At 45.1% G+C, this 25,356-nt stretch carries 19 protein-coding genes; 10 read left to right on the forward strand and 9 right to left on the reverse strand.

Annotated elements, in window-relative coordinates; all coding sequences use genetic code 11:
- Positions 1 to 180: 180 nt before the first annotated feature.
- From BMW79_RS25750 to BMW79_RS25785, 8 genes are all read left to right on the forward strand, one after another.
- A complete protein-coding gene (locus BMW79_RS25750; protein WP_177192335.1) occupies positions 181 to 735 on the forward strand; it encodes a sigma-70 family RNA polymerase sigma factor in 555 nt (184 codons plus the stop codon).
- Positions 736 to 807: 72 nt separating this feature from the next.
- A complete protein-coding gene (locus BMW79_RS25755) occupies positions 808 to 1,857 on the forward strand; it encodes a FecR family protein (RefSeq protein ID WP_089899887.1) in 1,050 nt (349 codons plus the stop codon).
- 85 nt (positions 1,858 to 1,942) lie between these two features.
- On the forward strand, positions 1,943 to 5,101 hold the full coding sequence (locus tag BMW79_RS25760) for a SusC/RagA family TonB-linked outer membrane protein (RefSeq protein WP_089899889.1): 3,159 nt from the start codon (positions 1,943 to 1,945) through the stop codon (positions 5,099 to 5,101).
- Positions 5,102 to 5,118: 17 nt separating this feature from the next.
- On the forward strand, positions 5,119 to 6,720 hold the full coding sequence (locus BMW79_RS25765; protein WP_089899891.1) for a RagB/SusD family nutrient uptake outer membrane protein: 1,602 nt from the start codon (positions 5,119 to 5,121) through the stop codon (positions 6,718 to 6,720).
- 176 nt (positions 6,721 to 6,896) lie between these two features.
- Positions 6,897 to 8,552 (forward strand): hypothetical protein, encoded by a 1,656-nt coding sequence (locus BMW79_RS25770; protein ID WP_089899893.1) that lies wholly within the window; start codon positions 6,897 to 6,899, stop codon positions 8,550 to 8,552.
- A 680-nt stretch (positions 8,553 to 9,232) separates the two neighbouring features.
- Complete coding sequence (locus tag BMW79_RS25775) at positions 9,233 to 12,358, forward strand: SusC/RagA family TonB-linked outer membrane protein (RefSeq protein WP_089899894.1); 3,126 nt, start codon at positions 9,233 to 9,235, stop codon at positions 12,356 to 12,358.
- Between the two features lie 25 nt (positions 12,359 to 12,383).
- On the forward strand, positions 12,384 to 14,087 hold the full coding sequence (locus BMW79_RS25780) for a RagB/SusD family nutrient uptake outer membrane protein (RefSeq protein WP_089899896.1): 1,704 nt from the start codon (positions 12,384 to 12,386) through the stop codon (positions 14,085 to 14,087).
- Positions 14,088 to 14,515: 428 nt separating this feature from the next.
- Positions 14,516 to 16,144: a tetratricopeptide repeat protein gene (locus BMW79_RS25785; RefSeq protein ID WP_218150444.1), complete on the forward strand. Its 1,629-nt coding sequence runs from the start codon at positions 14,516 to 14,518 to the stop codon at positions 16,142 to 16,144.
- 29 nt (positions 16,145 to 16,173) lie between these two features.
- On the opposite strand, the gene BMW79_RS25790 is transcribed toward BMW79_RS25785, so the two are convergent.
- Positions 16,174 to 16,563, reverse strand: a complete 390-nt coding sequence (locus tag BMW79_RS25790; protein WP_089899898.1) for an SMI1/KNR4 family protein — start codon at positions 16,561 to 16,563, stop codon at positions 16,174 to 16,176.
- On the reverse strand, positions 16,557 to 17,057 hold the full coding sequence (locus tag BMW79_RS25795; RefSeq protein WP_089899899.1) for a hypothetical protein: 501 nt from the start codon (positions 17,055 to 17,057) through the stop codon (positions 16,557 to 16,559). Before BMW79_RS25795 ends, BMW79_RS25790 begins: the two co-directional genes overlap by 7 nt.
- A gap of 186 nt (positions 17,058 to 17,243) precedes the next feature.
- Here BMW79_RS25795 and BMW79_RS25800 point away from each other — a divergent pair, with 186 nt between their 5' ends.
- A complete protein-coding gene (locus tag BMW79_RS25800; protein WP_089899901.1) occupies positions 17,244 to 17,666 on the forward strand; it encodes a hypothetical protein in 423 nt (140 codons plus the stop codon).
- Here BMW79_RS25800 and BMW79_RS25805 read toward each other — a convergent pair.
- A complete protein-coding gene (locus tag BMW79_RS25805) occupies positions 17,663 to 18,043 on the reverse strand; it encodes a DUF779 domain-containing protein (protein ID WP_089899903.1) in 381 nt (126 codons plus the stop codon). The genes BMW79_RS25800 and BMW79_RS25805 overlap by 4 nt on opposite strands.
- Positions 18,044 to 18,168: 125 nt before the next feature.
- Positions 18,169 to 19,722: an aldehyde dehydrogenase family protein gene (locus BMW79_RS25810; RefSeq protein WP_089899906.1), complete on the reverse strand. Its 1,554-nt coding sequence runs from the start codon at positions 19,720 to 19,722 to the stop codon at positions 18,169 to 18,171.
- 207 nt (positions 19,723 to 19,929) lie between these two features.
- Between BMW79_RS25810 and BMW79_RS25815 the strand changes: the two genes are divergently transcribed.
- Positions 19,930 to 20,856: a helix-turn-helix domain-containing protein gene (locus BMW79_RS25815; RefSeq protein ID WP_089904256.1), complete on the forward strand. Its 927-nt coding sequence runs from the start codon at positions 19,930 to 19,932 to the stop codon at positions 20,854 to 20,856.
- Positions 20,857 to 20,961: 105 nt separating this feature from the next.
- Here the strand turns inward: BMW79_RS25815 and BMW79_RS25820 are convergent, their stop codons facing one another.
- The 5 genes from BMW79_RS25820 to BMW79_RS25840 form a co-directional block, all read right to left on the reverse strand.
- The gene (locus tag BMW79_RS25820; protein WP_089899909.1) at positions 20,962 to 21,573 is read right to left on the reverse strand and encodes a hypothetical protein; all 612 of its coding nucleotides are present in this window, start codon (positions 21,571 to 21,573) and stop codon (positions 20,962 to 20,964) included.
- Positions 21,574 to 21,605: 32 nt separating this feature from the next.
- Positions 21,606 to 22,031, reverse strand: a complete 426-nt coding sequence (locus BMW79_RS25825) for a hypothetical protein (RefSeq protein WP_089899912.1) — start codon at positions 22,029 to 22,031, stop codon at positions 21,606 to 21,608.
- Positions 22,032 to 22,148: 117 nt separating this feature from the next.
- A complete protein-coding gene (locus tag BMW79_RS25830; RefSeq protein ID WP_089899915.1) occupies positions 22,149 to 22,790 on the reverse strand; it encodes a response regulator in 642 nt (213 codons plus the stop codon).
- Positions 22,780 to 24,675, reverse strand: a complete 1,896-nt coding sequence (locus BMW79_RS25835) for a tetratricopeptide repeat-containing sensor histidine kinase (RefSeq protein ID WP_089899918.1) — start codon at positions 24,673 to 24,675, stop codon at positions 22,780 to 22,782. Before BMW79_RS25835 ends, BMW79_RS25830 begins: the two co-directional genes overlap by 11 nt.
- 150 nt (positions 24,676 to 24,825) lie before the next feature.
- Entirely contained in the window at positions 24,826 to 25,305 is a 480-nt protein-coding gene (locus BMW79_RS25840) for a hypothetical protein (protein WP_089899921.1), read from the reverse strand.
- Positions 25,306 to 25,356 lie beyond the last annotated feature (51 nt).

Here is a 25,356-nt window from a genome sequence, read left to right on the forward strand (position 1 = left end):
TTCTTACGAAGGGGCAACTTCAATAACGCCAAATATAAATGGATCAGCCAGAATAAAAAAATGTCGGAGAGACAGGTCACTTTTTGTCTGGCACGTAGCGCCATATATTTAACGCTTCCTTCGAATTTCCGGAAATTCCCACATTTATTTATTTAAATTGCCGGAGTAAAACGCCACGTTGTGAATACTATAGCTGCTTTGAAACAAGGTAACCTTTTGGTATTTAATGAAGTATACTATTCCTGGCATAAAAGGATCTACTATTTTATTCTCCGGAAAACGAAGTCTCCTTTCATCGCAGAGGAGGTGGTGCAACTTACATTCATCAAATTCTGGAACTACCGGGAAAGCCTGGCCGATGACCTCGATGTACAGCTACAGTTGTTCCGCATAGCCCGTACCACGCTGATCGACTTCCTCCGCAAGGAAAGCGTTTATAAAGAAAAGGTGATCCACGTGATAGAGCGGTATACGCTGCCGGCCGATGACCTGTGGGGGAAACTGGCCGAAAAGGAATTACAACATAAAATTGCCCACGCACTGGAAGAAATGCCACCCATGCGCCGGAAGGTATTTGAAATGAGCCGCTTTAAAGGGATGAGCCATCAACAGATCGCACAGGAACTTTCCTTGTCGTCCCGGACGGTAGAATCGCATATTTTCCAGGCCATCAGGCAGATAAGACATTACCTCGGCCTCCTGTTACCGCTACTGGCCTGCCTTTTCCCTTTCTGAAAATATTTTTTCGTTCCGACTAAGTAGTCTGTCTCTCATAAACGTATTACTTATCTATCAGCCGTACATAACATGATAAATGATGAATTACTGACGCGGTTCTTTAACGATCAATGCACACCGGAAGAAGCCCGCGAGGTAGCTACCTACCTGGAGCAGCACCCGGATATGCTGGAGAAATACCTGCCGGAAAAAGAATTTTTGCAATTACAGGAAGACGATCACTTCCCGGAAACCGTTTCCCGGCAGTGGCTGAAAAATATTCATCAACAAACGGCCTTCGCCAACAACCGGATCAGATGGGCCAAACGACTGGCCATTGCTGCGGTAACCACAGGCGTACTCATAGGAGGAACACTGTTGCTGGTTCATCGCGATCAACCAAAAGTAAACACCGTTTCCGATATAACGGTGGCGGCTATCCCTGCTGAACAGCAGGAGCGGAAAGAAAATACCGGTAACAAAACCATGGTCATTGTATTACCGGACGGCTCTGTCACACAACTATTGCCCGGAGCCAGCATGGTATATGATAAACATTTCAAGGAAAACAGGAACATCTACCTGACAGGGGAAGCTGATTTCACGGTAGCACCCGATAAACTACATCCCTTCGTTGTGTATAGCAGCGAACTGAATACCACCGCCCTGGGCACCTTTTTTCATGTGAAAGCCATCCCCGGGGAAGATATGATCACCGTAAGATTAAACACCGGTAAGGTGCTGGTAAAGGGAGCCAGCGACAAAAAGAAAGTCATGAATGATGTAGTGCTGACACCAGGCAAAGAGCTTCGTTATTACCGCAAAACCGGCAAAGCTATCGTAGCCAGCTTCAATGCTACGGGCACGGATATACTTGTAAAAGCAGGAAGCAATGGTACAGGCAATGCTAAGCCCGACTGGTATAAATTTGACAATCAACCAATGGCGCAGGTACTCGACCAGCTGAGTAATTACTACGGCGTAGCTATCTATTATTACCCATCAGACGTGATGGAGATTTATTTTGATGGCAAATTTGAGAAGACCGACTCTCTGTCGAAAATCCTGACCGACTTAACACTTCCCAATAATCTGAAGCTTATCAGAAACGATAGCGGATTTATTATTAAGAAGAAATAATTCACTAATTACAGTCTATTCCACACAAGGCGCAAAGGCGCCGGGGGCTTGCTATGTCCCTGACTTTTAAAAACACGTTCCAGTTATGAAAATGTTCTATCAACCAAAGTGGCGTTTCTGTCTGCTGCTATTCATGTTGCTATCAGGCGTATCCATGTCCATCCAGGCACAGGGTCGCATGCAGGTAACCGGTACTGTGCGTACCGATCATGGCGAACTCCTTCCCAATGCCTCCGTAGTGGCGCTGAATGAAAAAACAAAGTATTCTGCCGGCGTAGTCACCGACAGCAACGGCGTGTTCCGTTTCTCCGGGCTACCACCCGAAGGGAGGTACTCGCTAAGTGTGTCATACATGGGTTTTGAAACACAACAGCTCAACAACGTTCAGCTGAAATCAGGTGCTACCCTGACCTTCTCCGTGCGCCTCGTCAGAACGGTGGCTGCCCTGAACGATATCGTGGTAATCGGCTATGGTACTGCCCGTAAAAAAGATGTGGTGGGCGCCTTTAACGTAGTGACGGTGAAAGAAGCCGGCGCCGTAAACGCCACCAACCCCTCACAGCTGCTCATCGGTAAAGCGGCCGGCGTACAGGTGCTCCAGAGCAGCGGCAGCGCAGGTGCGGATGCACAGATCATTATCCGTGGTACCGGCAGTTTTACAGATATCAATCCCCTGTATGTGGTAGACGGTATACAGGGCACCAAGAACCTCTTTAATACCCTCAATCCCCAGGATATAGAAAACATCACTATTCTGAAAGATGCGTCTTCCACCGCGATCTACGGTTCGGCAGCCGCTAACGGTGTGGTGATCATTACCACTAAAAAAGGAAAAACAGGACCTCCACGCGTGAGCTTCACTACCCAATGGGGTATGGCCAAAGCATGGAAACAACTACACCTGCTCAATGCAGCGCAGTATGTAGATGCCCTGAAAGATCTGGCCGCTACCAAAAATGCGGTGTTACCGGCAAAATTTAATACCCCGGCAGTTTTACAGGACAGCACCGATTGGCAGGATGCTATTTTCCGGAATGCCCTGGTATCTGAAAATGATCTGAACATCAGTGGTGGCGGTGAAAAAGTAAACTATTCCATATCCGCCACCTATATCAATCAACAGGCTATCTTAACCGATGCTACCAACAAAAGATTCCAGGCACGCGTAGGACTCGAAGAAAACCTGGGGCGCTTCCGGTTTACACAAAACCTCATCTTCAGACAATATGTGGGCAACGGTTATTATGCCAACATCATCAACGCACTCCAATACGCTCCTTATAAACCTGTACTGGATCCATCTATACAAGGAGGCTATTCGATCCTCTCCAACATCGACGACTACAGCAACGCCGTTAATCCCCTGCAGGAAATTGCGATGAAAAGTCAGACCAGTAAATCACTGGCCTTTTTCCCACAGCTGTCGGGCGAAGTGCGCATCATAGACGGCCTGAAATTCCGCTCACAGTTTGCCGCAGAAGTGAATTCCAGCCGGAGTAACAGCTACCAGCAACAATACCAGGCCTCCAATTTTCTGAACCAGGCGCGCCAGTCGATGCTCTCCTTTACAGAGAACTCGTATTACATGCTGGAAAACTACCTGTCGTACGAAAAACTGTTGGGCAAACACCAGCTTTCGCTTGTAGCCGGACAAAGCTACATTGATCCGGGAATCACTAACTCTTCCGCGATCAGGGGTACCGGTCAGCCGAACGATAACATTACCAACGTCACCGTAGCTTCTTCTCAATCTGTTACCAGTGCCTATTCCAATTATGCCCGTCCTTCTGTCATTTCTTATTATGGCAGATTGAACTATACCTTTGATGATAAATATATACTTACCACCAGCTATCGCAGGGATGGCGCCTCCAACTTCGGCCCCAATAACCGTTATGGTAATTTCGCCGCAGCCGGTCTGTCATGGCGCTTTTCAGAAGAAGCCTTTATCAAAAATATCCTGCCGGTATTATCCGATGGAAAGCTGAGTGCCAGCTGGGGGCAAACAGGAAACAACAACATTCCCAACTTCCTGAACACGGCAAAAACTTACCAGGGTACACCCGGTGGTGCGCTCGTATACTCATTCGGCAGTACCGAAACATTTGTCTCCGGCACTACCCTCACCACCCTGAGCAATCCTGATCTGAAATGGGAACAAACCAATCAGACGGATATAGGTATCGATCTTGCATTCCTAAACAACCGCCTTACCGTGGAAGCTGACTGGTACGACCGTAAAAGTACCGGTCTGCTGGTGACCACGCTGCTGCCGGCCAGTATTGGCGTAAGCACTACCGGCAATCAGCCCCGGAAAACTGTGAATGCGGCAGACGCCAGGAATAAAGGCTTTGAACTCACACTCGGCTATAGAGATAAAATCAATAGTAACTTCAGCTTCAATGTAAGCGTAAACGGTTCTATTAACCACAACGAAGTATTATCACTGGGGGATCAGTTTTCCGCACCCATCCAGGCAGGCGCCTTTACGCCCGTACCGGCTACCACCTATACTGCTGCCGGATATGCCATCGGATCGTTTTATGGCTACCGCTTAGACCACGTTGCCAGAGATGCTGCCGAAGTAGCCGCGCTAGACCAGGAAGCAGCAAAGAAAACGGGTAAGCCCAACGCGAAGTACCAGGACGGACTGTTACCCGGAGATTTTATTTATAAAGATATAGATGGCGATGGGGTGGTAACTGCGAAAGACCAGGAAATATTAGGCAATGCTATTCCAAAATATATTTATGGTATCAACGCCGGCATTACCTACAAAAATTTCGATCTCAACCTGGTGCTGTCTGGTATCAGTGGATTGAAACTGCTGAATGGTTTAAAACTGAATACCAACATTATGGCTACCGGTCATAATGCCACTACCGATATCCTCGACAGATGGCGCAAACCCGGCGATGCGGCGGCTTTGCCAAGGATAGGCCAGAATGCCACCGGCAATGGCAACCTGCGTCCGTCAGACTGGTGGCTGGAAGATGGCAGCTACCTTCGTTTGCGTAATATTACAGTAGGCTACAATGCGCCGGCAGCCATGCTGAGCACTGTGACCAAAGGCACGCTTAAATCACTCCGCGTGTATGTGGCGGCCCAAAACCTGCTCACCTTTACCAAATACACCGGGTATGATCCCGAAGTAGCCGGCGATTACATTTTTGCGCGGGGTATTGATCAGGGACAGGTGCCACAGCCAAGAACCTTCCTGGCAGGTATTCAATTAGGGTTTTAACTTTTAACATTGATTTTATGAAGAAGTATATATATCAATTGCTGCTGACAGTCGTGCTGGTCTCCATCACACCCGGATGTAAGAAGTCGCGGCTGGACCTGGTAGATCAGAGCGCCTACGCGTATGACACGTATTTTACCAACATCGCTGCGCTGAACCAGGCTACCATTGCCAGTTACGCCACGTTGCTCCACCCCGGACTATGGGCCCGTGAATACTATTACATTTTTGATCTGATGGGACATGAAGCCAAACGCGCCAGCTTCCTGCTGGGAGCAGAACAGGAACTGGGCGACTATAGCTTTGGTACCAACAATGCTGATCTCAGTTCATTGTGGAGTTCACTATACCGGATGATTTTCAGAACCAACCTGGTAATAGACCGGGCGGCAGCCTGGAATCCTACTGCCACAGCAGATCGTGCCAAACTGAATCAATACCTGGCGGAGGTAAAATTCCTGCGGGCTTATGCCTACTTTCACCTGGTAACTTTATGGGGAGATGTGCCACTGTACATCGACTATCAAACCACACTCAATAACAACTATTTATCCCGCAGTCCTGCTGCTGATGTATGGAAGCAGGTAGAAAAAGACCTGACAGAAGCCGCTGCTACTGCGGAATTGCCTACCGTGTATCCTTCCGCTGAATTAGGCAGGGTAACGAAAGGAGCCGTGATAGCCTTGCTCGGCAAAGTGTACCTGTACCAGAAAAAATGGGGACCCGCGCAAAAGGAATTTGAAAAACTGATGGGCGCTCCGTATGCCTACAAACTCGATCCTTCCTTTGATAATGTATTCAGCATCACCAATCAGAACACACCGGAAAATATCTTTCAGATCATGGACCAGCAATGGACCGACTGGGGCATTGGTTCTCCTTACTACATGTTTGGTAACGGCGCCGAGCAGGTAGGTAAACAAACACATACCGGTCGCGCTATGGAGTATGGCTGGAACGACTGGAAGAATGTGTATATCAGCAATGCGGCAGTAAAAGCATTCACCTATACCAATCCCGCAAACGGTCAGGCCTATACGGATCCTCGCGCTAAATCCACGTTCTATGGCACCGCTGCTTCCGGCGGTGAAACCGTTTACTGCCAGCAATGCGCTACCGGCGCAAAGCCTTACCCCTTTGATGCTACCGACCCACAGGGCGATTACCGGTGGAAGAAATATGAGTATTATCATCTCATGGAAAAATATGGTGATCCCAAAAGCCCGATTAACGGGCAGGTGATCCGGCTGGCAGATGTGATGCTCATGCTGGCGGAAGCTTACATACAGCAAGACAATACCGGCAACGCACCGCTGGCGCTGATTGATAGCGTGCGCTCCCGCTCCAACGCCTTTTTGTATACCACATTAGGCGATAAAGCCAATGCCATGAAAATACTGATGCGTGAACGGCAGCTTGAATTATGCGGGGAACAATTCCGGTATTTCGACCTGTTGCGCTGGGGTATTATCAAACAAACGATCAATGCAGAAAAAGCAGCAGAACCAGGTACCGGCACACAGCCTTTCCAGGATAAACATTTACTGTTTCCCATTCCGGATGCAGAAAAGAATTATAACCCCAATGTTGCGAAACAGGTTGGTAATGGCTGGAATTAGCGATCGCTATTGCTGAAACTGAATAAAACCATTAACAATTTTCACAGGAGAGCCCCCAAAACGCAGGTCGTTTTGGAGGCTCTCCTGTTTTACTGAATGCACACGCAGATACATTGCGTCATCAGCAGATAACATTGGGAGTAAATATTATTTGTTGACCCTAAATTAACTATCAGATGATTATCCAGAACATAGCGGCGTTACAGGCCATTGCTACTCCACTTACAAATGAAACTTATGATGTCTTAGGTTATTACGCTCCGGGAGACAACGGAGGAGGTGCATTTTATTGGGATAGCGCCTCCAGTGAAACTCCCAACGCAGGTACGATTCTTTCAGGGGTATCTTCCACTGGTAGGTGGAAAAGGATTTATACCACTTTTATTGATTTAAGGTGGTTTGGTGTTAAAGATGGAATTGATTGTTCCTCTCAGCTGACTACCGCTTTATCTCTTTCCGACGTGGTAATATTGGAAGATAAAACCTTTACAACTACCAACACGGTAATCATCCCATCCTACAAACAATTATGCGGCAAAGGCGCCGTTATTTCCTCTACGGCTGATCCAATACTTTCTATACAGCCGTATGCGGAAAGGATAGAACTCAGTGGTCTTTCCATAACCGGCAGTGGAAATAACACTGCCATTGAGATTACAGGTATTCATTCCGGCCAGTATGCTTCCACCGCCAAGGCATGTGACCTTACCTTTGTGAGAGTAACCAAATGCGGGTTAAGCCTAAAGCTGACCAACGCACGGAAGGTAAATCTGCTTTCCTGTGAGTTTTATTCGAAATCAGGTATCTATTACTACGACTGTACGGCAGAAGTCAATATAGACAACTGTTTCATCGTATCCGATTCAAGTTCCACCAGCGACTTCGGACTAAAAGTAGAGGCCAATACAGCGAGTGCACCACAAACACCGGAAGGACTATCTGTTTCCAATACTATGTTCTATCAATTTCCGGTAAACCTATGGATCACTGATCTTTTCATTGGCACTTTCTCTTCCTGTTATTTTGATGCAACTGGTAAGGATCAGAATATACGGATGGAATACAAAATAAAAAATGACGGTACATTATTTAACAACTGCTGGTTCTTTAGTCAGGGTATCAATTACACACCTCAGGCGCCTGCCAGTCCAAAACTCTTCAGATCATCTGTGAATAACTGCTATTTCCAGGCGCAATCGGGAATAAGTGTTAGTATTCAACCTATGGCCCATGAAATAGCGGTGAGTAATTGCAGATTTAACGGTTCTACTACCGGTACACAGGTAGGATTAGTGTGTGCAAATAACAACAACAATATCTCGCTTTCAGACTGTAATTTCGCTTATTACGAAAGCATCGCGCAATTCAAGGGAGCAGGACAGTATAATACGGTGTCAGGAATAGTGTGCAACGGTTTGACTACACCCTACTATTTTGAATATCCTGTGAATATTTTCAATTCCGAAGGTATGCCCAGAAGTTTTCAAAACACTATCCCACAGGGCTATAGCTTTCCTGTTGCAGGAAGTATTTCAAGTCTTACCGGAATTTTCAATGGAGGTGTCTATAAAATAACACTTAATGGGGCTATAACTGTCAGTCATGCCGGCTATCTTTTATTAAACCTTCCTGCAGGTGCAAAAGTATTGGACGGCGTTTACCGGCACCTGGACTTATCCAGCAACCCGGTTGAGATTTCATGGCTGGTCCAGATGGCAGAATATGGTGTGAGCGGAACAATTTCAGTTTTATCTGAAACATTAGGAAATGGAGCTGCAGGAAATTTCTCTACTTCATTTTTCAACTATTTTTCCATTGTTAAAATGAGTTAACTCATTCCACAGTGTTGAATGGGTATCCGCTTCATCACTAAAGCATTCTCCAATTATCGGTATTTTGTTAAGCCAATGACCACAAAGCGCGATACCTTCTTTTAAGTGTATCACGCTTTGTGGCCATTAGCCATCCCTGAAAATAAATCAGATCCAACCCCGGATCAGGAGTAAACGTAGCTCCATCACTACTATAACACTCCTCCTCTATTTCCCATCGATTTAAATATAAATTAAGCAATTACTAATATTATTTTACCTGTAGCAAAAATTTGCTCGCAGCGATATAATTTATTCTATAACTTTCTGTTACTACCCTATAAACACGGGTCGAATAATACAACTACAAGTCCGGAATTCAGACAATTAACCTGTATAACAGGAATGCCGTCATCAGCCATGAATGTACATTTGAAAGAACCACACCTGCATTGAAATGCAGGATTACAAGCACCTAATATTACAGAACAACTAAACAATGAACTTTTAAACTGAAGCTACTTACTTTTTTTTGATGAACAATGCAATCGTTTGCAGTTAAACGACAACCAACATCTATTCACGTTAAAAAACCACATTATGAAAAAAACAGAACGTCACCAAACAGACCGTTCCCGTAACTGCTGTTACCATCTTACCTCATTTTATCCCCTGATCGCTAACACCAAAAAAAATACGTTATGAAAGGAATAGGTAAAACAACCATTGCCATCCTGCTGACCCTTTGCGCAGTATTTGCCCGGGCTTATGGACAAAGCAATACCAGCGCTGTAAATGGTACCGTCACCGACCAGGGAGGCACGCCGCTTCCCGGCGCCACCGTTGAAGCATCGGCCAACGGCAAACGTGTGAACATCGCTATCTCTGATAGCATCGGAAAATTCGTATTTAAAAATTTACCTGCTGCCAGTTATGTCTTCCATGTGAGTATGATCGGCTATGATCCAAAATCGTTCACAGGATATAAAATTGTAACCGGGCATAATGCCACACTATCGTTTGCCTTATCTTCTACTGTAAGTGAACTCAGTAGCGTAGTAGTAATCGGATATGGCACCCGGAAAAGACAGGATGTTACCGGTGCTGTAACAAAAGCAGACCTTCAATTACAAAAACAATCTCCCAATGCCAACGTGATGTCTTCTCTGCGGGGTACAGTACCCGGGCTCACAGTAGGACAGGTCAACAGAGCCGGCAGTGATCCCACCCTGATGGTACGCGGCAGAAACTCCATTTCAGGTACCACTTCTCCGCTGATTGTGGTAGACGGACTTATCTACAGAGGATCACTCACTTCCATCAACCCTTCTGATATTGCCAGCATCGATCTGCTGAAAGACGCCAGTGCAGCCGCTGTATATGGCTCCCAGGCATCTAATGGAGTAGTGCTGATTACAACCAAAAGCGGCGCAAGCGGTATCGATAAACTCACCGTCGATTACAGTGGCTCCTATTCCATACAGGAAATGACTAAAAAAGATATGAAACCGGCTTCGGGAGCGCAGTATATACAGAAACTGGGCGACTGGTATCTCTCTGAAAGCCGCGATCCCAACGACATGACGAAGATGAATCCCAACTGGGATCCGACGACCAAAATGCCGGGCATCGAAGGAGATAATTACAAAAACGGTTATGAAGCCAACTGGTGGGATCTGATGACCATTAGTCGCCCGAGAATTCAAAACCATAATATTGGTCTCAGCGGGAGATCTAAAAAAATACGGTTCTATCTCGGCTATGGTTATTTCGACCAGCTGAATCTCATTAAAAATGATAATTACCGCAGAAATAGTTTACGCATCAATGTAGAAGCCAAACCGGCCGACTGGCTCACCGTAGGTGCGCAAACAGGACTTTCCATCAATGACTACAGCGGTGTATCACCCACTTTCTCCGATATCATGCTGCTAAAGCCATATAACCTGCCCTTCGATCCTAAAACAGGAAAGATGCTGGAGTTCTATGCACAAACAACTACACCTACTCCGCTGGAAGTACTCAAAAGATCGAGAGACTTTGACCGGAACCTGAACCTGATAGGAAACTTTTTCGTCAGCGTAGATATCCCACATGTGAAAGGACTCAACTATCGCGTGAATTTCGGGAACAATTATATCTATACCAACCGGTTTAATTATAATGCCCCTTCCGTGGAAGCCACAGCCTATAAAACCTACATGACGGATTATTTTCTCACACTCGATAACATCCTCACTTACAAAAGAGACTTCGGGAAACACGGCGTGGACCTGACCTTATTGTATGGCGCAGAGAAAAACATACACGACGGCACCAGCACTTCTGCCGGTGGTATCACCAATGGTGTGTTATCTTACAACAGGCTGGATGTGGGTGATCCCGCCCGCTTAACGGTATCAAATGACCTGGCTACCCTGCCCTGGCAGGAACAGGCACTTTACCAGATGGCCAGGCTCTCCTATTCCTTCGACAAAAAATATATCCTGACGGGTACTATCAGAAGGGATGGCTTCTCCGGTTTCTCCGCCCAGAACAAATGGGCCACGTTCCCGTCTGTCGCCTTTGCATGGCGTTTAAAAGAAGAACAGTTTCTTACATCTGCCGGCTTTATCGACGATCTGAAATTAAGATTGTCTTACGGCTCTACCGGTAACAGAACCGTAGGCAGATACCAGACACTTGCCCAGATGAATGTGGGGCTAGCGAATGGTTACCTGTACGGCAGTTCCGGTGGCGCCCAACTTGGCTCCTACTTAAGTCAGTTGCCCAACTCCGGCCTGCGCTGGGAAACCACGCACTCGTTCAACACAGGAGCGGACTTCTCATTTTTCAACAACCGTCTCTTCGGTTCACTGGATCTGTACTTCTCCAATTCAGTTAACCTGCTGAACTCCAGGGCTACTCCTACTGTCACGGGCTTCAACAGCTTCCTGATTAACATCGGGAAAATCCAGAACAGGGGACAGGAACTGAACATCACCGGCGTACCTGTCAGCAACAAAAACTTCAAGTGGGAAGTAACTGCGAATTTCTTCCGCAACCGCAACAAAGTACTGGATATCGATGGTACTAAAAATGACCTGATCAATGGCGCCGATCCTATCTTAAGCTACTTTATCGGTCAGCCTTACGGCGTAGTGTATGACTACAAAATTACCGGTATGTACCAGCTGGGAGATCATATCCCTACCAGCCTTGCTGCGCAGGGCTTTAAAGCCGGCCAGTATAAAATTGAAGACATCAACAACGACGGGCAGATTACACCGGCAGACAAACAGATATTGGGCAAACTGGATCCTTCCTATAGCCTGGGTATTTCCAACAGTTTCCAATACAAGGCATTCCAGCTGAAATTCTTTATCAATACTATCCAGGGCGGCAAAAACAGCTACCTCGGCGCACCGGGTATCATGCTGCAAAATCCGGATAATATCCGTAACAACAACGGCTTTGTATACGACTACTGGACACCCAATAATCCCAATGCCCGTTACAGAAGCATCGCAGCCTATGTAGCCACTCTGGGTGAAAACTTCGGTCCCTATATGTCGCGGAGCTTTATCCGCCTGCAGGATGTAACCCTTACCTATATGCTGCCGGAAGGATTACTGAGCAGGTTAAAAGTAGTGAAGGCCGCCAGTGTATATGTGAATGCACAAAACCTCCTGACCATCACCAAATGGGATGGATGGGACCCGGAATCAAATCCGCCTGCCACTCAGAGGTCTTCACTCGGTTGGAGAATGCCGGGCGGACTGGGCCTGGACATGAACGGATACCCCGTGATGAAAAACTTTTCATTGGGCGTCAACGTCACCTTTTAATGCTTTCACCCGTAAACTTTAAGACATGAAAAAAAGAATCGTCATATATCTGTTGGGCTTCGTGGCAGTATTATCTTCCTGCAGCAAAAGCTTTCTTGATGAAGAGCCGCTCTCCATCTATACACCGGATAATTCCCTGCAAACGTCTATCCAGTACCAGCAAGCAACCAACAATCTTTACAATGGCATCAGGAATATCTATATGGGCAATATCAACCTGGATACCTATTTCGGGTTGTATTATGCTACCGACTTTGCCTACAACGCCACCGACTACGATCCTGCCGCAAAGCTGAATGCCTATAAGGCCACCATGGTACCCAGTTATTTTATTCCGCAGGGTATCTGGACCGCTTACTACAAGATCATCACAAACGCCAACCTCATTATCAGCCAGCTGAATAAATCCACGCAACTGAGTGATGCGGATAAAAACAGCTTCCTCGGACAGGCATTGTTTTTCAGAGCCTATTCGTATAATACGCTGGCCAACCTGTTTGGTGGGGTGCCCATTGAACTGAATGAACTGGCAGCACCACGGTACGACTATGTACGGGCCAGCAGGGACGAAGTATACCAGCAATGTAAAAAAGACCTGCAACAAGCCATCACCTTACTGTCTGATATTAACCAGGTAACTGATGGAACAGTGAACAAACAAATCGCCAAGCATATCCTTACAGAAGTACTGATCTCTTTAAAAGATTACGATGGCGCTATTACCAGTGCCTCAGAGGTGATCAACTTCCCGGGACTGTCGCTGATGAAAAGCCGGTTTGGCAGAAAAGCCAACCTGCCGGGCGATGCCTACCGTGATCTGTTTGAATACAACAATCAGAACTATAGCACCGGCAACCATGAAGGACTGCTGGTCCTGCAAACCACACTAAACAATTCTGCATCCATAGGCGATCAAACTGCCTGGGCAATAGTCCCCAGTCTCACGGGCGTCAGAATTGTGGAGTCTTCCTCCAAAACAAAGATGTCTATAATGTTCAACACCAAGTTCGTAGACAGCATTTCCTCCAATGGTGTTGGCTGGATACGGCCTACCTCCCACTTCTTTTATGAAATATGGACGCCTGGAGATATCCGCAATTCTACCTATAATATTGTCAGAGATATCCGGATTTCCGGTGTTCCTGCTACTTCGCCTGATTATGGTAAATGGTATGTAAAAGATGGGTATAAAGACAAAGTTCAACCGGCAGATTTCAGAGATACCATCCGCAATTTTTATCCGGTGATCAGGAAAACATCCCCGTCGGCCGGTGATTTTGTATCTGCTGCGGGACCGGCAATGCTCACCAATACAACTAATCCTTTTGGCGGATTTTTGTTGAACGGCGCCTCCCGGTTATTTATGCAGAAATATATGGCCCGCCTGGCGGAAACCTATCTCTTAAGAGCAGAAGCATATCTCGGGAAAAGCGAAAAACAGAAAGCAGCAGATGACATCAATGCACTGCGGAACAGGGCACAAGCCACACCGGCCTCCGCTGCGGAAATGAATATGGATTACATCCTGGATGAACGTCTGCGGGAATTATACATGGAAGAATTCCGGGCGGTAACACTTACCCGCTTAGGATTGCTATACGACCGTGATAAAAGATACAACCCAAAGTCTGGTCTTACGATCGAAACATATCATAACCTCTGGCCTATCCCTGCTACTGAAATAACACAAAACACAGGTGCAGTATTAGATCAGAATAAAGGATATTAGCGAAATGATAGTAGTTCCGGCCGGTAAAAGCCGGAACTATTATTTTTCTAACTCCTCTTCTCATTCCTGAAAGCCGACTTCATTTATAAATACAGCATCATTAACTGGCTGGAAAGCATTGCATCCAACATACTATATCCTGTCAAAATCTTATTGGCAGGCCAGATGCTGCCGTTTATCAACTCAGCTGGCAGCTACTTCCGTCTGTTTTCCAGCTTTTTTGATTAACTTCGGATAGTAAGCCCCTGTCAGCAATATATAGATGAGCTACCCCGAGCCGCAGCCTGTTGTTTAATACTTTTAAAAATGTACAAAACAAAAAAGCTATGCCCCTCCCTTATCTGAGATTAATGGCGATCACGCTCCTGTTTGCATGCCATCATAACAATCAAGACAAAGAAAAAAAATCAAGCGAAAAAGACACGCGGATGGTCCGCTGCTATGTTCCCCCAACAACAGATAAAGACTGGTACAGCACTGGAAAAAAGGCGCCCAAACTGAAAGGACTGGAAGGGATCCGTTTCCAGATTTCAACAGCGAGTAAAGAGGCGCAGACATACTTTTCGCAAGGAATGATGCTCGCCTATGGATTTAATCATGCGGAGGCGGCAAGGTCGTTCTTTGAAGCTATCCGGCTGGATTCTTCCTGCGCGATGGCCTACTGGGGATATGCGTATGTGCTGGGACCCAACTACAATGCAGGAATGGAGGAAGATAATTACGAACGTGCATACGAAGCCGCTTTGAAAGCAAAGTCGCTGTCAAAAAATTGCAGTCCGAAGGAAACTGCCTTAATTGAAGCACTAACCACCCGGTATGCTGCAAAGCCGCCGGCGGACCGCAAGGCATTGGATAGCGCTTACGCCGCCGCTATGAAAAAGGTATATATCCAATACCCTGCTGATCCTGATATAGGTGCTTTATATGTGGAGTCGCTGATGGACCTTCATCCCTGGGATTTGTACGAGAAAAAAACAAAGGCTCCCCGGCAATGGACACCGGAGCTGCTGACTATCCTGGAACATCTTATGAAAATCAACCCCGGGCATCCGGGAGCGCATCATTTTTACATTCATGCATTGGAGGCCTCAGCTACTCCCGAAAAAGCGTTAAAAAGCGCCCAACTGCTGGAAACACTGGTACCCGGATCGGGACACCTGCTACACATGCCGTCGCATATTTATATTAATACGGGGGATTATCATCTGGGGTCGCTCTCCAATGTTCAGGCATTGGCCGCTGACAGTACCTACACTACAGCATGTCATGCGCAGGGCGCCTATCCTTTAGCATACTATCCACACAATTATCATTTCCTGGCTGCTACGGCCACACTGGAAGGTCATTCAAAACTAGCCTGGAACGCCGCAAAGCACCTGCAACAAAATACAGCAGCCGACATCATGCGCATGCCGGGCTGGGGAACCTTACATTACTACACGATCCCCTACTATATAGCCGTAAAGTTTTCGATGTGGGACACCATTGCTTTGCTCACACCTCCGGCAAAAGACCTGGTATATCCCCGGGCTATCTGGCATTACGCAAAGGGTATGGCCTATTTAGGCAAGAACGATCTGGCAAATGCACAAAAAGAAATGGATAGCCTGCACACATTAGCCTCCGACACGGTGCTTCAGCAACTTACCGTTTGGAATATCAATACAACCGCTGACCTGGTGCAGATTGCAACCAGGGTATTGTCTGCCGGAATCGCGTGCAAGCAGGGCCAGTTGGACAAAGCAGCTTCCCTGCTCGGCGACGCCGTTGTGATGGAAGATAAACTTAACTACAACGAGCCGCCCGACTGGTTTTTCTCTGTCAGGCATCACCTGGGAGCGGTTTTACTCAAGGCAGGAAAATACCCCGAAGCAGAAAAGGTATACCAACAGGATCTGCAGACCTGGCGGAAAAATGGCTGGGCATTAGCCGGATTACACAATGCACTGACATTAATGAACAAAAAGAGTGAAGCTCAAAAAATCAAATCCGCTTTCAACGATTCCTGGAAATATGCGGATATAAAAATCCAGTCATCTTCAAGTATAACAGATTAAGGTACCCGGACAGGCGAATGTTACCGCCGCTAAAAAGGTAAATCAGTAAAATCGAACACGGATGGGGGCAGTTCTGTAATGTCCCATGCCTCCTGATGGCTGTTTACAGCATCAATTAAATGTCTGGCAGACTTGAACAGGGGATTTAAATTTATCTCGTCATGCGATAAATAGCAGATATATCCATGATTCTCCGGGCCGCCGTTTATACAAATAAAATTAGAGTTATCATCCGTCAGCAGCGGTATTATATGGCCGAAATCATCCTCATACTGCGAGATGAAAACCATCATCCCATCAAATTCCTCTTCCGATAAGAATTGGAATCCGTCTCTTGGCAGGAAGCGATCAAGTGCATCAATATCCTGTTGCGGAATATTATATTCCAATAATTGCATTTTCAGCTTATCCGCTACCATATCAAAATTTTACCTTTTGAGAAATCAACGGCTTCATAGCCTTCATTTTTGGGCTGAGGCCCGTCCCATCCGCAAGGTATATGCCCTGAGCTATACACATTCATCAGCGTTTCAAACTGCACCGGTATAGCAGGGCCAAGTTTACCGGTATAATAACGCTCCATTGCTGCCATGCATACCACTCCTTTTAAGTCAATAAAAATATCGCCTGGAACGTTTTTCAGGGTCGCTTTTTCCTGTATGAGATCTTTATACACATCAAATTCAACGTTAAATTTCTTTACATGGTCGTTCCAATGAATAACTTCTTCCCGGTGAAAAGTATCTATATAGCAATGCAGGTTATTGATAGCATACAAAACAAAGTTCTCCCATTTAATGGAATTGATACTCTTTAAACATTGCTTTTCATCCACCAGCCGATAGGGTATTCCGAAATTCGTATCAATAGCGGTACCGATGCTTTCAAACCATCTTATTGCTCCTAAATACATATGAATTAAAATTTAAATAGATTTATTATCCGGAGGCAACGGTAAAATACGCATTTGTGGAATAAACAAAAAGAGGTGTTTTTATGGGTTTTCTATTTCAAAAATTTAGCGGTACACCGCCTGATTCCTTTTTTCTCTTTAAATTTAAAAATTGTAACCTGTTTTTATTAAAACTCTTACTTAGCAATGAATAATATTCGTGTCACCTTCCTGGATAAGATAGACAATGAAATGACCGGGTCAAAAGAAGCATTGGATCTGTTTATAAATCTGGATAAAGATGATTTAATTTATTCCAATACCGGCTACTTTCAGTCAGGAATTTCCGACGAAAGCAGCATCATACTACACTTCTCTATTCTTAATAAAGAAAGTATATCATTCAGATATGACGAAAATATACCCAATACAAGGGAGGGTAAATCCTGGTACACTTCTAACGGCAAGCAGAATTTAAAAATGATAGATGCCGGTGATGAAAATTATGTTCCTGAAAACTCCTTTTTACCTTTACATCTTTCTTTAGCACTCATAACGGCTTTTTTTAATGATCCCCGGGAGAAACCGGATATGGTGAGTTGGAGTGATGTAAATGATTTCGACGATTAATCATTCCTCCTCACGGGTTCCAGATGCTGCAATTCCTCCTCCGTAAAAAGCCGGTAATGTACTTTAAAGGTTTTTCCATAGGGTGTTTCCAGCGAAAAACCGCCAGGGCCGAAGCCATCTAACACATCCAGTGTGAAATGTGCATATTTCCAATATTCAAATAAATCTCTGTCTACCCAGAACTCAAAGCCATTGATGGTGCCGATGCAGGCGTCATTTGTCCGTGGAAAAAATCCTCCTTTCTCAAAACACTGGGGTTGTGTGCCTTCACAACAACCGCCTGCCTGATAAAACATCAGATCACCATGCTCTTTGGAGATCATATCAATCACCGCCAGCGCCTCTTCGGTTGCGTCTAATCTTTTTATAGCTATCATTGTTTGTCTGATTAAGCTGTCTATATAAATGAGTTATATAATCACATTCCGTTATAACGGGCATAAAAAAACAAAGGCCCGGCTATACATGATGTCGGGCCTTTGTGGTTAATATGTTTGAAATCCTAGAAAAATCCGAGTTTTTGCTTGCTGTAAGAGATCAGCATGTTCTTCGTCTGCCGATAATGTCCCAACATCATCTTGTGATTTTCTCTGCCGATACCGGATTGTTTGTAACCGCCGAAAGGTGCGCCGGCAGGGTAAGCATGATAATTATTAACCCAAACCCTTCCTGCCTGTACTGCCCTTGGTACGCGATACAGCTCGTGTGCATCTCTCGTCCATACACCGGCGCCTAATCCATAGATGGTATCGTTGGCAAGTTCAATGGCTTCTTCCACGGTTTTAAAAGTGGTTACTGCCAATACAGGTCCAAATATTTCCTCCTGGAAAATGCGCATCTTGTTATGGCCTTTGAATAAAGTAGGCTGGATATAATACCCGGTTTCCAGTTCACCGCCAAGATGATTTTCGTCTCCACCAACCAGCACTTCTGCTCCTTCTTCTTTACCGAGTTTCAGGTAAGACATGATCTTATCTTTCTGGATGCGGGAAGCCTGGGCTCCCATCATTACCGTTGGATCGAGTGGGTTTCCTATCTTTATTTTCTTCACGCGGTCAATTACCCGGGCAATAAATTTGTCGTAGATGTCTTCCTGGATCAGCAAACGCGAAGGGCAGGTACAGATTTCCCCCTGGTTGAGTGCAAATAAAACTGCGCCTTCAATTGCTTTATCCAGGTACTCGTCGTCCGCATCCATCACAGAATTGAAGAAAATATTAGGAGATTTACCACCCAGCTCCAATGTAACCGGGATGATGTTTTCGGTAGCATATTGCATTACTAAGCGGCCTGTGGCTGTGGAACCTGTAAATGCGGCTTTTGCCACTTTAGGATTGGTGACCAGGGCACGGCCCACTTCTGCTCCAAAACCATTCACGATATTAATAACCCCTGCGGGGATGAGATCTTCGATCAGTTCCATCAGCACCAAAATGGAAACCGGTGTGCTTTCAGCGGGTTTAAGTACAACGGTATTACCGGCAGCCAGTGCAGGCGCCAATTTCCATACGGCCATCAGGATCGGGAAATTCCAGGGAATAATTTGCCCGATCACGCCCAGCGGCTCCTGGATGATTAAGGAAACGGTATCTTTATCCAATTCCGTGGCCGCCCCTTCTTCTGCTCTAATTACACCTGCAAAGTACCGGAAATGGTCTATGGCCAAAGGCAGGTCCGCATTTAATGTTTCACGGATGGCCTTTCCATTATCGATGGTTTCCACCGTCGCCAGCTTTGTAAGATGTTGCTCCAGCCGGTCCGCCACTTTATTTAAAATAATACTGCGTTCTGTAGCCGAGGTATTCTTCCACGTTCTGAAGGCCACTTCCGCTGCATCAACAGCCAGATTGATATCCTCTTTGCCGGAATGAGCTACTTTGGTAAAAACTTTTCCATCGATGGGAGAAATCACATCAAAATACTTTCCACTTACCGGCCCGGTCCATTTACCTCCAATGAAGTTGTCGTACTTGTCTTTAAAAGATGGACGTGCAAAATCATCATTCTGTGCTACTATCTTGTCCTTTTTTTCGGTATCTGTTAATATCTCAGCCATAATTTTATGTTTTATTTCACATAAAGCTATCGTAAATTAGGATGCTGGAATAGCAATATAGTATTGAAAAATAGCAGTATAATAGCATTGAAATGGTCATAACAACGACCTTTGCCCAATGCCGCCGGGAGCAGCGTTACCAGGATAAAAAACCGCCAGCAGATCCGCGTACTCATCAAAACATGCTTAACTGTTAAAAAGGACGTTATGAAAAGAAAATCGCTTTTAGATCCTTTGAAATTAAGAGCTATCAAGGATTTAAATTCCCTGGTCGAAAATAAAAAGAGCTATACCTATAATAACTGCGAATTAGATATCTACGAAACACATACTTCTATACAAAATGTTTCACTAAAGTTTGACAACTTCGCTTTTACAGGTATGATCCGTGGGAAGAAAGAACTGAGAATTGCCAACAAAACAGATAAATTCGAATATTTACCTGGCGAAAGCCTGATCATGTTACCGGGTGAAGAAATGATCATCGATTTTCCGGAAGCAGATACCAGCCCGTCTCAATGTATTGCGCTATCTATCGACCGTAATTTTATTAAAGGTACCGTTGATTATCTCAATGGCTATTTTCCCAAAATAGATACCGAATCGCAATGGAAATTCTCCGACGAATGCTTCTATTTATTTAATAGTCCCTCTCTTTCCGCAGCTACCAATAATATTCTTCGCATTGCCATAGAAAATAACAGTGCAAAAGATTTTATGACAGACCTTGCGTTAAAGGAGTTACTGATCAGGATTATGCAAACGCAGGCAAGGAAATATTTTGAAACGAATTTTTTACAATATAAAAATGTGAACCGGTTTGCGTCAATTATAGATTACATTAAAAATAATATACGGGAGAAGATATCCGTAGATGGCCTTGCCAAGTTGGCCTATATGAGCAAGTCCAATTTCTTTCGTGCATTCAAACAGGAATTTGGGATTTCTCCCAACCATTTTATTCTGCAGGAAAGGATAGGGCAAGCAAAATCGTTACTGCGACATCAATTGCCAGTGTCCGAAGCGGCCTACCAAACGGGATTCTCAGACCCCAACTATTTTATCAAGGCGTTTAAGGAAGTGGAAGGTGTAACGCCGAAACATTTTCAGAAAGACTTACTACTAAAGAAATAGTAGACAAAAAGCCGCATAAATTTTCGATTTATGCGGCTTTCCTCTTTTTCTTTGTTGAAGATCACTATAACAGGTATTCCTGGGGTAAAAATGGATAAAGGCCGGCTATTCGATCGCGAAGCTGATGGACAGGTAGATATACTGATCCGCAACCGGCTTAAAGTAAAAGTTTTCCTCCACCGTAGTTTCCAGCGGGGTAAGATCCGTTACCATCAGCACTGGTCCTAACTTCTTATTAATCGCTTTTGCAATGATGGCGGCTTTATCTTTCCCATTAAGAAATGCTGCCTGGAAGCCTTTTTCATCTTTCACAACAGGTTTGAACTTTATCCGTGTACCGGTGATATTGATGACGGTGCCGTTGGCCAGTCTTGCCGCTTTCAGCAGTTCATCACGCGAACTGGCTTTCAACGTATATAAGCTGCCTTCCCTGAAAAGCTGTAATGCCTGGTAAGCCAATTTATCTTCTTTGAACCGGCTTTCATCCAGACCAGCTTCTTTCGCCTTTGTGAAAAAGTTCTTTCTCAGCTCTTCATAAGATTTTTTGCTTTCTGATTCTCCATATTCTACTGCTATGGCAAAATCAATCAGGTAAGATTCCACTTCGCGCTCTATTCTAGCGCCGCCGCCCACCTGGATAGAGTGGATTTGTTGTTCCTGGGCATGGCTTCCCAATGCCGACACCATTATGATGGCGGCCAGTATTAATTTTTTCATCCGTTTAAAGTTGATTCGTGAAAGAAGAAATGCTAGGCAATCGTAAAGAGGAAAGACGCAACAATCATCCATGCGCCAACGATGATGCCCAATATGCCGAGTTTACCTTGTTTGGGAGCTACACTTGCGCGGATACGTACTGCTTTTTCCCTGGCCTTTTCATTATTGGAGAGGAAGAATTTGTTGATGAGCGGGAATCCGAGTAAGAAACCAAGGCAAGCTTCCACCAGGCTGCCGGCGGCTAAAGTGATCCACCAGATGGGCGCCGAGGTGAGCCAGCCCACATTCAAAACAGCCGTTACAAGCCCCCAGATACCCCAAAAACAGAAAATAATTCCGATCCATCCCTGGTAGGGTTCTACTTTTTCCAGCAACTCCTTTGCGTTAGGTTTTTTAGATAAAAGCAGGGAAGGAACCGCAATGATGCTCAGTAAGATTAATGTTATCCCGTAGATCATGATGTTGCATTTTTTAGTTAAGAGATGATTCCGTTTTGTTATGCAACAAAGGTAGCCAGGCACGATGGGGGCAACAACATCGTATCCAGTGAAAATCAATACCCTGTTTTCAGGGGGTTAACTGAGAAGACCTAATTTGACCGCGTACCTGGTAAGGCCGGCCAGGTTGCGTACTTTCAGTTTCAGGATGAGGGTTTTACGGTAACTTTCGATGGTATGCTTGCTGAGAAAGAGTTTGTCGGCAATTTCCTGGGTAGTATATTCTTCGGCGATTAGTTTCAGTACATCCCTCTCGCGCGAAGTGAGCATTTCAAGGGTTTCTTTCTCTTTGTTGAAAACGCTCCGGAGATATTCCTGTTTCACGGCCTCTGAAAAGTATTTGCCGCCTTTCAGGATCGTTTTAACCGCTTCCAGCAACTCTTCTGAATCTGCGTTTTTCGATAAAAAACCATCCACATGATGCTGGACCAGCGTATCGATCATATTACTATCTGTGTGCATACTTACCACTAGTGTACTGATCTCCGGTCTTTTCTCCTTTATATAGTTATTCAGGGTAATGCCGTCCATGTCCGGCATACTGATATCGGTAATAACAAGATCGACCTGTTCTTCCGGGTGCTGGTCAAGATAGTTCATAATCAGCTGGCCATTATGGGCATAATACAATACGTGGAGGTCTTTTTCCTGCGCTATCAATCTGATAAGACCTTCCAGGAACAATTTATGATCGTCTGCAAGGATAATATTATGCTTCATAACATTCCGGTTTTAAAGGTATTTCAATGTCAATTACTGTGCCCTTTGAAGGAAAAGCGTCAATGGAAAGCACGCCATCGAATAATTGCAACCGCTCACGAATATTCTGAAAACCGATACCGTATTTCGCCGTTTCGGGTGAAAATCCACGTCCGTCATCTTCAAACAGCAATTTCAATATACCATCCAGCTGGGTCAGTTGTATTTCTACTTTCGAAGCCTGGCTGTGTTTCTGAGCGTTCGTGATCAGTTCCTGGATGATTTTATAGATCTCCACTTTCAGGGAAGTTCCGATGCGGTCTATTTCTTCACTGGGAAACGCCTGAAAGGTAATAATGGCATTACCGGGTACATTGAACTGCCTGATATAGGCGGCAATGAGTTCAGTGAAGCCGGTGTTACTGAATTTCTGTGGAACAAGATCATGGGAAAGGTCGCGTACCTGGTGGTAAGTGTCGTCCACCTGCCGGATAAGCGCTTCCCTCCTGACCATGTCTGTTTGGTTAGAAAGCTGGAGCTTGATGGCCGCCAGGTTACCGCCGATGCTGTCGTGCAATTCACCTGCAATGCGCTTCCGCTCCTTTTCCTGGCCGCTAACGGAGGCTTTAAGCAATTCCAGTTCTTTATCTTTCAACAGCGCAGCGATTTTCTGGCGGTTCATTTCCTCCATAGTCGCATTCAATTTACTTTGCGCCTGCAGTTTCTGATAATACATATACAGCAAACCAATGACAGGCAGCAGGATGACGAGGAAACCGATCAGCAGGCTGTATTTTATCGTTTTCTGGTGGTTTAACTCGTTTTCTTTATTCAATATTTCCTTTTCCTTCTGGGCTGTCTGGTATTTTATTTCGAGTTCATTGATCTCTTTTTTATTCTGTTTGTTCAATACGTCCTGGGAAATACCCAGGTACTGGGTCATGAGCGCATAGGCATTTTTATAGTCGCCCGTTACTGCGTGCAGGTTGCGCAGGCTGTTCAGTGCTTTCAGTTGTGCTTTTGCGTCGTTCCATTGAAGCGCATTGGCATATACCAGCGACAGCAAAACTTTGGCATTGTCATACTCCTTCCGGCTAATCAACAGGTCACCCATCCTTTGGCCGGCGCTGATATACAGGTCAAAAAACTGGTGTTGCAGTGCATTGTCCTTTACTTCATTGTAAATGGAATACGCCTCCTCTGCCTGCTGGTTGAATTCCGCGATGATACCCAGTGTCAGCTTGGCCTGTAGTACTTTTTTCTCCTGGTGTTGCTGTTGAAAATAAATCAGTGCTTTTTCGGTGTACTGTTTCGCCTGGAACAAGTCCCTGCGTTGAAGAAAAATCATGCCCAACCGCTCATATACCAGATATTTCAGTCGTTCATCCTGTCCCGTATTCAATAAGTCGTTGTAGGTGGTTATAGCCTTATCGTATTCACTGCGGGCAGCATATACGTTAGCCATACCCAGTTTATTTTCATTGACGGCGGCCTTATTCCCCAGAGATTCCGCGATTCCAATACCCTGCAGGTAAAAGCGTAAGGCTTCGTCATATAAGCCTTCCTCACTGTAGGCGTTGGCCAGTGTAAGGTAAAGGGAAACCTGGTAAGAAAGCTTGTCAGCCGCCGAAAGTCCATTTTGGTTCAGCGTGGCAATGAGCTGTTGCGCATAAAGTATCACGGAATCTGTAGTGCCATGAGCAGCATGGAAAGCCAATAGCGGCTGTACAGCCAATATTTTCGTTTTAACATCGGTGGCCAGATTTATTTTCCGGAAAAAGGAATCGGGTGTTTTTACAGGCACTTCTCCATAACCGGTAAAACCGCCTTCATTTTGGGCCAGACAGGAACCGGAAACTGCCCATAGCCCTGCAAGCAGCAAGAATATGGCTTTGTATCGCCTCATTTGGGTTAAAATTATAACGCCTGTAATCAAGAAAAATCTTTTTGTTTTAACATGGAAGATAATGATAAAACAATTTCAGGTCCACATTTTCTATGTCAATAATGGTTTTCTGCAAAACAACATCTTAACGGGTACAAAGAAAAATTAATATCACTGTCCATAAGGTTTAACACGCCTCTTTATTAGTCCTCCTGTCAGATTTACAACATACGCCAGTTGTCCGGCTATAAATATTATCTTCCAGAGCAAAGAAATCCTTATTTCTCTCGGATTACTCTCCAGTGCAAACTTTGTGAAAATGACATCCACCTGGTTAGCAGGATATTTAAATGCCCAGGCACGAAGCGTGACCAGGGAAACTATACTAATCATGCTTATCAGCATATGCAACCAGGTCAGATACATCGTTAGTAATATATTTTTAGTTAAACCATAAACTATCCAATATAATAAAAAGACAAGTGCAAAAAACCAGGTAAAATAATGGGAGGAGATAATTACGTAATGCCCATTAAAATCAATCCTTTCACTTTGTCCATTAAAGACCAAAGGAGTAATAGCTAACAACAAGGATACTAATAATAACAAGCTATAGGGAAATTTGAAAAAATTCTTTATTACTGTGGCCATAAAATTTGGTTCATAGAGAGACGGGATAAATATATATCTATTTCTGATTAA

It is taken from the genome of Chitinophaga arvensicola (genome assembly GCF_900110835.1).
GTDB classification, from domain to species: Bacteria; Bacteroidota; Bacteroidia; order Chitinophagales; family Chitinophagaceae; genus Chitinophaga; species Chitinophaga arvensicola.